The sequence below is a fragment of the Candidatus Clostridium stratigraminis genome (genome assembly GCF_045310675.1).
GTDB lineage: Bacteria > Bacillota > Clostridia > Clostridiales > Clostridiaceae > Clostridium_AT > Clostridium_AT stratigraminis.
In genome coordinates this window covers 674182-687056 of record NZ_JBJHZZ010000001.1, presented here as the reverse complement: position 1 = coordinate 687056, position 12875 = coordinate 674182, and the positions used below count along the sequence as shown (strand labels likewise).

Sequence of the window (12875 nt, the reverse complement as noted above, 5' to 3'; positions counted from 1 at the left end):
TTAAAAAGTCGCTCAAGCCCTTTATTTATCGTAGCTTGAGCGTGGTAGCTTAGGAAACAACCTAAGCTTAAAGTCGTCAGGTGAGTTATGCCATCTGCCGCCTTTAGTTTTAGTGTACTCAACTTTCTCTAATACTTCTTTCAACAGGTCGTTCCTGGCCTGTGCTGTTGGAAGTGCATGATATGTTTCAATCACTCGTTCCACGGTAGGTATTATCAAGGTGCGATTCACTTCACGTGTTTCTTCGGTTTTTATTAGTTCCTCTATGACTTTACGGTCGTCTTGTACCTGTTTTATTCGCTTTTCCAGCTCTTGTGTCCTTTGTTTATATTTATCAACTGTGTACACACCTTGCTCTAAGAGGTCATCAAGACTTGATTGTTGCTTAGCCAGTTTATCCATCTCTGTGTTAAGGTCTTTTAGGGATTTGTTAAACTTATCAAGCATAGAGTTCTTAGTCTTTTTAGGCTTATTACCAATGTTCCATTGTAGCTTGTATTCTGCAAGCCAGTCTTCCAAAGCCTCAAGTAACTTCGTTTCCACAATGTTAAGATGTGAAGAAACACATGGGCACTTAGGTGTTTGGCACATAAGTGTGTCAGGATAACCTGTTTTACCATAAGGCCGTCGTGTCATTCGTCTTTTGCACATACTACAAATAACCAGTCCTGACAAAGGGTTCTTTACCGTGTTTCTCTCACCGACAGGTCTTGCTGGGTTTTGTTTCATAAACTGTTGTGCTAGCTCAAACACTTCTGGGTCTATGATAGCTTCGTGTCGCCCATCTGCTATTGTCCAAGTATCATTCGTGGCTCTAGGCCTTTTAACTGTTAAGTTTCCAACTTCATTAAAGGCTTTATCGGCAGGTCTCCAATTCCAGCGTACTTTACCTATGTAGACAGGGTTAATTAATATATCCCTGACGGTTGCAGGCACCCACCTATCAGACTTAATCGTGGGGGTTTTAAGTTGATTAAGTCTATGCACAATAAGACTAACACCAAGTCGCTTTGATGTGCCGTCTGCTTGTAACTCACCTGTTGTATATAGTTCATATATCATCTTAACGACTTCAGCCTGTTTCGGTATAGGTTTTAAAGTAAACCCTTTGTCGCCAGCGTGTTTTATTCGCTCATAACCATAAGGAGGCCTATTTGCAACATACCAGCCATCTTTAACGGCTCTTAAACGACCCTCTTGCATACGACCTGTAATAGCTTCGTACTCAAAGCGACTGAATAATAAGTTAATCTCAAAGAATTTAGCATCGAAGGGATTGGTGGGGTCAAAAGTCTTTTTAGGAGTTACGATTAGCGTCTTGCTATACTTAAATGCTCTGGCAATTATACCTTGGTCAATGGTTTCACCCCTAGCCAATCTTTCAATTTCGACTACTAAAACTCCAGTCCACTGCTTGTTTTGGACTTCCTGTAATAGTTGTTGCATTACAGGTCGAGCATCAATGCTGTCACCCGAAACAACCTCTTTATATACCATTTCTACATTCAGATGTAACCTCTGTGCAGTTTCTTCTAAACTTTTATAATGTCTAGCAAGTGTTTCATCAATGCTTTCACCTTTTCGACTTGGGTCATCGTCCTTTCTGGACTTTCGCAAGTACATACAGTATCGTTCTTTCATATCCTAGACACCTCACAAACTATTAAGTCGTATCATCATCACTATAGGTACAGCAACATTATAGCACACAGGTTATATAAAAGCCTATGCTAATTTTACCTATGAATATAAGCAAATTGAGGTTTTATTAGCAGTAGGCCGACTATTTGCTACTTTAAAGTAGGCCTGCCAAATTACATATACTAATCCAGCCGTCCTCTAGGGCTTCATCAACCCAAGCATCCAGTTCTTTCAGTTTCTTTTTTAGTATAGTCTTAGCCTCAGTATGGTCAAGGTACGGAACTTCATAGCGTAGCATACCGTAAGTCCTTATGGGTGCTAGTAGGTGCTCTAAGGATATGTGGTCTTCATACTTAGATGAGCTAGGTAAAACATAACCAACTCCGTTTGGTAGCTGTCTGAATACACTAGCTTGGTAAGGTTTAGCTAGTCCAATATTGATATTTGTAGTGTGTATAGCACAATTAGCATAGCTGTACACCTCAGCTGTTGCATAACTTACAGCTAGGCCTGCCCTATAAAATTTGATTACTGTACTTTTAGCAGGAGCTTCCACATATTTTAGGTAGGATTTGCACTTAGGACATACATTAGACTTAAAATTATTGGGTCGTTTTAGACCGCAGGTGAGGCAATACATCATAAGGTAGCACCTCGGTTCTCGTTATATTTTTTACTACTATTATATATGTTAATGTATTTATACACTGTGCTACGGCTTAGGCCTATCATTTTTGAAAAGCCTACAATGCTTAGCTTACCATAAGCACCAGCTAAGAAAGCTTCATACTTCTTAACGAAGTCAGCAGGTAAATCCTGTTTTATCGGCCGTCCGAGTTTTATGCCATTTTGACGACAAACAGCGAGTCCTTGATTTATTCTGGAAACTGTCTTTTCACGTTCCTGTTGAGACATATGAGCCTTTAAAGTCACGACTATATCTATAATCATACGTGAAATACTGTCGTCATTCATGCGGTCCCAGTCGGACATATAAGGTATATCTAGTGCAACTATGCGTACTCCACGCTGTTGTAGGTCTTTTATCTCGATAATGGTGTCTGTTGCATCACGCCCCAGACGGTCTAGGTCTGAAAGTAAAAGTATACTGCCTTCGGAGAGCAGAGACTTTAGATATTGGTAGTTAGGTCTGCTTTCGGCTCTTGTCTTACCTGTGATGGTATCCTTGCACCACATTTGGATTTCAAAGCCGTTCTTCTTGGCATACTCTGAAATTGCTAATTCTTGACGGTCGTGCTTTTGAGTCTCTTTATTGGTCGATATTCTTGTATAGGCTGCTATCATCATAATACCTCCAGTTCATTGAATAGAATTGTCCACGGAATCTATTACTTGTAAACGGACAGGTTTAGGTGTGTTTTCTAGTAGTTTTATCGGTGAGAAACTATGTCTAATAAGTGTCCGTGAAATCAACTGATTATTTGTACACATCCTACAGTGCACTATCTATCAGCTATAGTCAATAGACTTTAACAAACTTTGGTTTAAAAAACCAAAAATAAGTCTAAACAAACTACTTTTGGATTTATTTTACAGAGTTTGCGTAGTTGGTTTACAGTATGCCCTATTAGGACGTTTGCCTTATCTGATTATAAAGGGCACGGGAACTGGATGCTAAGTCTCCTTTTAGAAACTTTTATAGTGCCTGAGGGAGTATATCTACACCAAGCATACTAAAACAATAAAAAATGCGGCCAGAAAGTTATTAACTGCTCAAATATACGAAAGAATATTCTTGTTATTGTAAAGATTTTATATGCAATAAGTAGATTGAAGTGGTATAATGTCCTTATTTAAGCAGAGGTGAGAAAAATGTCTGAGATTAGCTATAAGAAACTATGGAAGTTACTTATAGACCGAGATATGAAAAAGAAAGACTTACAGAAGTTATCAAAAATAAGCTCGGCATCTATAACTAAACTTGGTAAGAATCAACACGTTAGCACAGAAACTCTACAAAAGATATGTGTAGCTTTGGAGTGCGACATTAGTGATATTATGGAAATGATGCAATAGGTGTGCTGTCAATAAGTATTAAAACTACAATAGAGCAAGTTTATTATTAGGTAAATCCTAAGGGGGTATTAAGTAATGTTTAACTTTGGTAATGCCAACGAGAATCAACGGTTAGCCATTGAAACTTCAGATGGACCTGTGCTTATAACCGCTGGTCCGGGAACAGGTAAAACCTATACCTTAGTTCAGCGTGCTATTTATTTGATTCAGGAACGAGGAGTTATGCCTGAACATATTATGATGGCTACTTTTACGGAAAAAGCAGCAAAGGAACTCATAACAAGAATTACAAATGAGCTTGATGCTAGAGGAATCCAAGTAAACATAAATGAAATGTATATAGGAACATTCCATTCACTTTGCTTGCGGATTATAAAGGAAAACCTTGAGTATACTCGACTTAAAAAGAATTATCGTACGCTGGACGCTTTTGACCAGAGCTATACTGTATTCCAGAACATTAAACGGTTCAACAGCATTGATGGTATAGACTTGGTACTATCAAATGGAGGCGCTTGGCGCAACGCAGGCGAGATATGTGGCTTAGTCAACAACCTATCTGAGGAGATGATAGAGCCTTCTGATTTAAAAGCAGACCCAGACAAACAAATTTCAGCTCTCGGGAGTATTTTAGAAACATATAAATCGGTATTAGTTGAAAACAATCTTTTGGACTTCTCTGCTATTCAGGTTGAAGCCTATTGGTTGCTAATAAACAATCCGTCCGTTTTATCGGATATGCAAAGTAAAATCAGATACATAATGGTTGATGAGTATCAGGATACAAACTTTATTCAAGAACAAATAGTATTTCTTCTTGGTAATCATTATCAGAACATCTGCGTTGTTGGCGATGATGACCAAGGGCTGTATCGCTTTAGAGGTGCAACCATCCGTAATATCCTTGAGTTCCCTTCGAAGTTTGCCAAAGGTGTCTGCAAAGTTATACCTCTTGATGTGAATTACCGTTCAAATAGCGACATAGTTGACTTCTACAACACTTGGATGTCAACTACTGATGGTGCTCGTTTCCGCTTTCGTTGGAGAGGATTTCGCTTTGATAAAACAATTAAACCTCACGTTAAGTCTAACTTAAAAAGTCCTGCAGTAGTTAAGTTATCGAGCGTGGAAGATGTAGAAGAGTGGTATGAAAAGATTTTAGGGTTTATAACCGAATTAAAACACTCAGGAAAGCTGGCTGATTACAACCAACTCGCATTTCTATTTAACTCAGTAAAGCACGAGCGTGTTGTGGGGCTTGCTAACTTCTTAGAGAAGAATGGCATACAGGTTTACTCTCCACGTTCTGATATGTTCTTTCAGCGTGAAGAGATTAAACTGTTAATAGGCTGTCTTATGCTAATGTTTCCTACCTATGTACAGGGGTTGGAACAAGGGAAGTATGATTTTATTCGCCCAGAACACTATAATTACTTCCGAAGCTGTATTGTAGGGGCAAATGAATACCTAGTTAGGCCTGAGTCTGCGGATTTTCGTAATTGGATACGACACCGAGGGAAGATACACACTAACCTTAAAGGAACAACTGATTACTCTTATTCAGGGTTGATTTATCAGATGTTCGAGTTTGCACCATTTTCGGAGATTATTGATACTGATATGACGGCTGGTGTTGTTGATGTGCGGCCAGCGCGCAATATCGCATTATTTACGCAGGTTGTAGGCAAGTTTGAGTACCTGCACCGCATAGACGTTTTAAGTGAGAAGCACATAAACAATAACACAGAGTGGTTTTTCAACCTTTATTTGAAGCTATTATTCGATGGCGGTATATCAGAGTATGAGGATGATGCTGAGTACGCTCCAAGCGGTTGTGTTTCGTTTATGACAATACACCAGTCAAAGGGGATGGAGTTTCCCATTGTATTCGTTGACTCTCTAAGCAATATACCTAGGAAATCTTATAAAGATTTGTTAAAAACTGTTGAGGAAAAGTATTTTAAGCGGCCTGCATTTGAGCCTCACGACGATACAAAGTTCTTTGACTTTTGGAGACTCTACTATACAGCATTTTCACGTGCGCAAGATTTGCTAATTCTCACCTGTAATGAGGATAAGCGTACTCCGAGTATGTACTTTAGCGAGATATATGGCGACTTACCTAACATAGATAGCCAAGAGTTTGATTTATCCGAGTTTAATTTTAAAGTAGTTAAAGATGTTAACCTCAAGGATGCATTTTCATTTACATCACATATTTCTGTATACGAAACGTGTTCAATACAATACAAGCTATTCAAAGAGTTAGGATTCGCACCTGTGCGTGTAAGTGCTATGTTATTCGGTATGCTTGTACACCAAACGATTGAAGATGTACATCGTGCAGCTCTTCGTAGTGAAGAACATCTAATAACACCTGATAATATAACTGTATGGTTCGATTCAAACTATACTTCGCTAACTAAGAGTGAACGCACATATCTTGCTGAACCTCAGAGAAATGCGGCACTCAAGCAAGTCTTACGTTATGCTGAACGACAAGCTACACATTGGAACACAATAAAAGAAGCCGAGGTAAATGTTAGTCTTGTAAAGCCAGACTACATAATTGAGGGTACCATCGACCTTATAAAAGGTGAAGGTGATACGGTTGAACTTGTAGATTTTAAGTCTGAGAAGAAGCCAGATATGATTAAAGACGTAGAAAGGCTGGAACACTACCGTAGACAATTACAAGTATATGCACACCTTGTTGAGAAGCGTACGGGACAAAAGGTAAGTAAAATGCATCTTTACTATACTGGTGAAGAAACAGGAGTTCCGACTATTACTTATCCTTATCAGAAATCATCTGTCGATGCTACTATTGCAGCGTTTGATGATACAGTTCACAAGATTTTACGTAAAGAATATAAGCAAAAAGCGGCTTCCTTAAAGACCTGTAATGAATGTGACTTTAGGTTTTATTGTGGAAAATAAAATAAGTTTGGAGGAAAGACAACAATGAATGAACAAATCACTTTTGAATTTAACGAACGTCCGACAATTAAAGGATTCCCTGAGTTACGTTGGACTGGAAAGCGCCCTTATCGTTCGACACAGTATTTCCCTGCTCAACTTAGGGAACGCTATGGTGAGGAGCAAGACGGTTGGATAAATAAGATATTTTGGGGCGATAACCTACAAGTAATGAGCCATCTATTAAGGGAGTTTAGGGGTCAAGTTGACCTTATCTACATAGACCCACCATTTGACTCTAAAGCAAACTACAAGAAGAAAATTGCTCTCCGAGGGCAGAACATTGTCGGTGATAGTTCCTCATTTGAAGAAAAACAATATGGTGACATCTGGACGAACGACGAATACCTTCAGTTCATGTACGAACGACTGATTGTGATGAGAGAATTGCTTTCAGAAGGTGGCTCTCTATTCATACATTGCGACTGGCATAAGGTGGCTTACTTGCGATGTATTGCAGATTCACTTTTTGGGCAGGAGAACTTTAATAATGAGATAATTTGGCATTATTCAGACAACTTTCAGGGTAATGTTAGAGGTTTCGCTACGAATCATAATAATATTTTATGGTATTCAAAGGGCAGAAGCAATGTTTCAAACACGATAATGATACCGCTTGACAAACCTACTAAACGTGACAAACGCATCTGGTCAAGCGAACTTGGTAAACTTGTGTCTGCCAGAGACGAATCTGGGAAACTGATTTATGAGATGTTTACTGAGAAAAAGGCTGACGACGTTTGGGAAATAGGCCAAAGTTCAACGACTAAAACTGCAAGTCGTGAATATTTAGGGTATCCTACCCAGAAACCTGAAAAGCTTCTTGAACGGATTATTAGAGCTGCAAGCAACCCCGGTGACCTTGTGTTCGATTGTTTTATGGGCAGTGGCACGACACAAGCTGTTGCGATGAAATTGGGACGTCGTTTTATTGGTGCGGACATCAACCTTGGAGCTATTCAAACTACTACCAAACGTCTGCTTTCTGTTGCTTCAGAAATTGAAGCAAGTGATGAAATAAAATACACAGGCTTTGAAGTTTACAACGTAAACAACTATGACTTCTTCCGCAACCCAATAGAAGCACGGGACTTACTTATTGAAGCTTTGGAAATTCAGCCATTCTCACAGAGTAATGTATGGGATGGTGAACTTGACGGCAGAATGGTAAAGATTATGCCAGTTAATCGTATAGCTACAAAGGCTGATTTAGAAGAACTAAAAGCTAATTTACCTTATAAGGTTTACGAAAAGAAAAAAGAGGAGAATCCGAACCAACCCGTAGAGAGGATTACGATTGTCTGTATGGGACACGAAGCTGATTTAAAAGCTTCACTTGAACAAGAACTTTCTGAGTATATACTTGATATTCAAATCGTTGATATACTCCGTGACAAGGCTGATTTACAGTTGAAGCGTGAAGCCGAAGCAGACATTGCAATCGAAGGTAACAAACTTGTGGTCCGAGCTTTTTATCCTCTGAACTTAATGCAGAAGCTTTCTTTACAGAAGGAATATGTAGAGGATTGGAAACAACTTGTTGAGTCAATAATGATTGATTGGAATTACGATGGGGCTGTTATGCAACCAACAGTAACGGATGTTCCGGATAAAAATGAAGTGGTGAAAGGATTTTATGACATTCCTGACGGAGTTGGAACAATTAAAGTCAAAATAACTGACCTACTATCTGAGTCTCTGGAAGTGGAGGTGCGATAATGCCAACTGAAACTACTGAAAACTTTGCTTTCTATGAACAATTATTGTTTTTTTATCAGAATAACCGTAAGAAGATTCGTTCTCGTTATAATGATTTAACAAAAAAGTTTCTAGCTTATAACGATAGAGAAGAGAATCCTGATGCGTTCCTGCGTTTGCCACAGTTTGAAGCTCTTGAAATGTATGTGTTTATTAAAGAATTTATGGGCAATGCAAAGGTTTATGAAATGTTTGATGACTGGCGCAATCACCGAGATAGGTTTTCAGATGCGTCTTACTATTCAATAAGTAAAAATGGTCAAGTAACGTTATTTGATTATAGAGTGAGTGCTGAAGGCAAAAGTATATACCTACCTGAAGCAGCTGAAAAGCAGACTGATATACTATTTAAGCAAATGAAGAAATATAAAGAAGAATATCCGAACTATATTTATGCTTTAACTATGGGACTTGGTAAAACCATCCTAATGGCTACCTGTATATTCTATGAGTTCTTGCTTGCTAACAAATACCCGAAAGACAAGCGGTTCTGCCACAATGCTCTTGTCTTTGCACCAGATAAAACAGTTCTGCAGTCTTTAAGAGAGATAATTACTTTTGATAAAACAAAGGTAGTTCCTCCAGAGTATGCAAAGGTGCTTGACGCTAACATAAAATTTCACTTCTTAGAAGAGAGTGGTACAACACTGCATACTTTAGACGACTCAGACTTTAACATAGTTATCTCAAATACACAGAAGATTATTGTAAAGAAGAAACGCAAGGAGGAGAAACCAGCTAACATTCTCTTCCAAAGCGGTTCGCTTCTGTCATCTGTCTATGGTAATGTGGACGATGATGATGTAAATGATGATTCCTCTTTAATGGATAATCAGCGATTCAAAAAGCTTTGTCGTCTTAAACAACTTGGAGTATATGTGGACGAAGCTCATCACCTTTTTGGTGCCGACCTTGAAAAACAGATACGTGCTACCAGCGCTAAGAAAACAAGTTTAAGAGATACAATAAATATGCTTGCAAACAGCACTTCTATTGTTGCTTGTTATAACTATACTGGAACGCCATATGTAAATAAGCAACTTCTTCCAGAGGTTGTATATGCTTATGGGTTAAAAGAGTCCATTGTGAATGGATTTCTTAAAGATGCTGATTTAAAAGCGTTTGAGAACGTAAAGAGTGAGGAGTTCCTACGAGCATCTATCACTATGTTTTTGAAGACCTACGGTGAGAAATCCTATGAGGGTTTATTGGCAAAACTCGCAATATTTGCTACTACAATTGATGAGGCCAATAACGAAGTTAGACCTGTTGTTGAAAAAATCCTTGCCGACTTGGGTATCTCTTCGTCAAAGATATTAGTTAATGTAGGTGATGCAAAGGTAACTAAAGATGATGACATTAGAGATTTTAACAATCTTGATATAGTCGGTACTGAAGGTAGTAAGAAACAAATCATTATCCTTGTAGGTAAAGGACGAGAAGGTTGGAATTGTCGTTCTTTATTTGGTGTTGCTATGTTCCGTAGTCCACAGTCTAAAATCTTTGTTCTACAAGCAACAATGCGATGCTTACGGAAAATTACAACTGAACAACTTACCGCTACCGTGTTCTTATCAAAAGACAACTACGATATTCTTGACGCTGAACTTAACAAGAACTTCAATATGGAGATTAAAGACTTATCTAAGGCTCCTTCTGAGAAGTCTGAACGCTATAAGGTAAGAGTTGTACCTCCAGAACGTGTTATTAAGCTAAAACGTATATGGCGTGAGTATGGACTTCTAGAGAAGAATTATACTTCCCCTATTAACTTCGAGTTAAATAATGTTGATTTCTCTAAGTACGCCTCTATAATGTATGAAAAGGATAGCATTTCACACGAAATGAGTGTTAAGGAAACCAATATCGACCAGTTAAAAGAACAGATAAAGTATAGTTCCTTTACTCTTGCTGGCGAGATTGCTCGCTACCTTAACATATCTTGCTTACTCGCAGCAAGAATATTAAGAGACTCAATAGACGGCGAGGAATACATCCTAGAATGTTTAAACAAGTATAATGAACTTCTAGATGACATTATCGTACCAAAGATATTCCACGCTCTATTTGAAGTTACAAGTGAAATTAGAACTGAGGACCGAGACCTTGTGTTACTTAGAGAGCCTAAAGCGGCTGGTTACTATGAATTTTCAGCAAAACCAGAACTGGTAACAACTAAACAAGACACTCAGTTTCGACCTGCTGAAGTTGAAAAGAGCTTTCACGCAGACACGTATTGCTTCGATTCAAAACCAGAAAAAGAATGTTTCTTGCAGTATATAACCAGTAGCATGGTTAAAAAAATATACTTTACTGGTATGTTTACAAGTAACCAAGGGGACCTTTCTATACAGTATTATGACCCGGAATCACGAAGAATAAGGCATTACTATCCTGATTTCTTTGCAGAGATGTCAGATGGTTCATACCAACTTATTGAGGTAAAAGGTGACGACAAGATTGATGATGAGGTAGTAAAGGCAAAAGCAGAGGCTGCTACTCTGATAGCAACACATAGCGGAGTCACATATAAGATGTACGCTGGAAGTGCAATAATGAAGACTAGGATTTTAGAAGTACCTACTGAAGATAGTTACCAAAGAACTCTTGTAGATATATGATTTAACTTGAGTATATTTACTGTTGGGCTAAGGTCACAATTAGGCCTTTGTAGTTTCCTTTTAGAGTTCAGCTTTGTGTGGGTTAGGTATGTTAGTACAAGTAAGGGTAAAAGAGTTTGAGAATGTGGCTGGAATGGCTGTGTTGCAAGTATTTTATTTGGTAGCATTAGGCCGATGTGTCTTTGGTAGGTCATTCGTCAATAAGCCTCAAGCCCAGTATTTACAGGCTTCGTAAGTAAAATCACTTCCTGCAATAAGCGAATGATGGATAGACTACACTGAGTAAGTATGACTGAAACCCGCTCGGAAACAGCTCTATTATGATACACGATAATACAGTCGGGAGCATAACATTTTGACCATATACAGCCACCTGCTACACAGCAGGTGGTTTTTATTTATGGGGCCTTTGCTCCTATATTTCCTACCCCACTAACTCCGACAGGCTTGTGGTTCGTGGCGTGTAATCCAGCAGTAACCTTTGAAATTGATGAGTTTTTTACGCAAGTCTTCTAAAATACAACAAGCCTATCTAATTATAGTATATAAAATGACAATAGGTGTAACTACGCACTTATAAGTGGTAAGTATAGACAGCTCAGGGATTGGCGTATTTTATCGGACTAATTTTAGGAGGTTATATCATTGAGTATAAAGTTCACTAAAAATAGTAATAAAAGTATAAACAATGTACTTAAAGACAAGATAGTATCTACTGCAAAGAATTATTGTGAGAATGGTCTTCTGAATATCGGATACACTCTACACTCCAGTGACAGACGATATAGCTGTTATACACCTGACAATGAACTTCCTGCATTGGTGATATGCTCCGTGAATAATGATATTGTAGATACATACGACATATATCAAGATGCTGAACATACTAAATAGGCTGGTCTTTATTCGCACCATATTTTAAACTCTCTAAAACGACCCGCAGCGCGCTCAATTTATAAGGGCATGCAAATACTCTAGGACTACCTTAAAAATTAAATGCAGGCTATTCTGGGAGGTTTAGATTATATAATACAGATTATAGATACTCAGGGAATTTTATTTACGAACTACTCCTTTTTAATATTTCACTCCTTGAACACCATCACACCTAGAGGATGTTCTTATTTTTGCCTTTAAATCAATAGTAGGCCGTTCTGTTATAAATGTTATAACATACATAACATAACATTTATAACAGGAGGAGTGGTATTTATGGACGGTTTACTTAAAGTGAAAGAGGTCGCTGACATTCTGAAAGTGAGTCAGATGACCGTAATTAGGAGATGTCGAGATGGAAGTTTGCCATTTATACAGGTGGGTAATCTAAGGAGGATTAGGGAGATAGACCTTGAATACTACCTACTATCACAGAGCAGAAGCACACACAAAACGCAAGTTCCTGAACCAGTTTATGAAGGTCCGCCAGCTGATGAGTGCGGGTTTGAGGACGACGAAGAAGCCCGACAGAATGAACTTACAGAGCAGTGTGAGAAGTTAGGTGAAATGATTGAAGCTGAGAAAGCTAAGAAAGCGAGTGAAGTAAAAGCTCCAACACCACCAGTAAGAATAACCGATGAGCCGGGAACAGGACTGTACCCAAGCGGGTTTTCATCTCTTTCAGCTCTTTTAGATGTATATGCTGATGAGGACGCAGAATAGGCTGTCACACTATAAGCAGACAGGGTTATATTCGTAAAATCATAAGGCCGATGTACAAGTTTTTCAAACTCTCAACAAGCTGAAGCACCTTTATTTGCGAGGGTTAGCTAGTTTTTATTGGTAATAGTAATTGACATTTAAAGTATAGATGCGCTAATGTTTTAGCCATAAACAAAAGGA

Annotated in this window: 8 protein-coding genes; 5 read left to right on the top strand and 3 right to left on the bottom strand. The window is 38.5% G+C overall.

The window, feature by feature from the left end; all coding sequences use genetic code 11:
• Nucleotides 1-21: 21 nt before the first annotated feature.
• From ACJDUG_RS03315 to ACJDUG_RS03305, 3 genes are all read right to left on the bottom strand, one after another.
• Nucleotides 22-1641, bottom strand: a complete 1620-nt coding sequence (locus tag ACJDUG_RS03315) for a recombinase family protein (protein WP_406768457.1) — start codon at nt 1639-1641, stop codon at nt 22-24.
• A 154-nt stretch (nt 1642-1795) separates the two neighbouring features.
• Nucleotides 1796-2284 carry a hypothetical protein gene (locus tag ACJDUG_RS03310; RefSeq protein ID WP_406768456.1) on the bottom strand — a complete coding sequence of 163 codons (489 nt, stop codon included), beginning with the start codon at nt 2282-2284 and terminating at the stop codon, nt 1796-1798.
• Entirely contained in the window at nt 2281-2949 is a 669-nt protein-coding gene (locus ACJDUG_RS03305; protein WP_406768455.1) for a recombinase family protein, read from the bottom strand. The genes ACJDUG_RS03310 and ACJDUG_RS03305 overlap by 4 nt, the downstream gene beginning before the upstream one ends.
• 525 nt (nt 2950-3474) lie before the next feature.
• Between ACJDUG_RS03305 and ACJDUG_RS03300 the strand changes: the two genes are divergently transcribed.
• The 5 genes from ACJDUG_RS03300 to ACJDUG_RS03280 all read left to right on the top strand — a co-directional run bounded on the left by ACJDUG_RS03300 (nt 3475) and on the right by ACJDUG_RS03280 (nt 12695).
• Nucleotides 3475-3678 carry a helix-turn-helix domain-containing protein gene (locus ACJDUG_RS03300; protein WP_406768454.1) on the top strand — a complete coding sequence of 68 codons (204 nt, stop codon included), beginning with the start codon at nt 3475-3477 and terminating at the stop codon, nt 3676-3678.
• Between the two features lie 75 nt (nt 3679-3753).
• A complete protein-coding gene (locus ACJDUG_RS03295) occupies nt 3754-6618 on the top strand; it encodes an ATP-dependent DNA helicase (RefSeq protein ID WP_406768453.1) in 2865 nt (954 codons plus the stop codon).
• Between the two features lie 24 nt (nt 6619-6642).
• The gene (locus ACJDUG_RS03290) at nt 6643-8376 is read left to right on the top strand and encodes a site-specific DNA-methyltransferase (protein ID WP_406768452.1); all 1734 of its coding nucleotides are present in this window, start codon (nt 6643-6645) and stop codon (nt 8374-8376) included.
• A complete protein-coding gene (locus tag ACJDUG_RS03285; RefSeq protein WP_406768451.1) occupies nt 8376-11036 on the top strand; it encodes a TnsA endonuclease N-terminal domain-containing protein in 2661 nt (886 codons plus the stop codon). The genes ACJDUG_RS03290 and ACJDUG_RS03285 overlap by 1 nt, the downstream gene beginning before the upstream one ends.
• A gap of 1212 nt (nt 11037-12248) precedes the next feature.
• The gene (locus tag ACJDUG_RS03280; protein ID WP_406768450.1) at nt 12249-12695 is read left to right on the top strand and encodes a helix-turn-helix domain-containing protein; all 447 of its coding nucleotides are present in this window, start codon (nt 12249-12251) and stop codon (nt 12693-12695) included.
• Nucleotides 12696-12875: the final 180 nt, after the last annotated feature.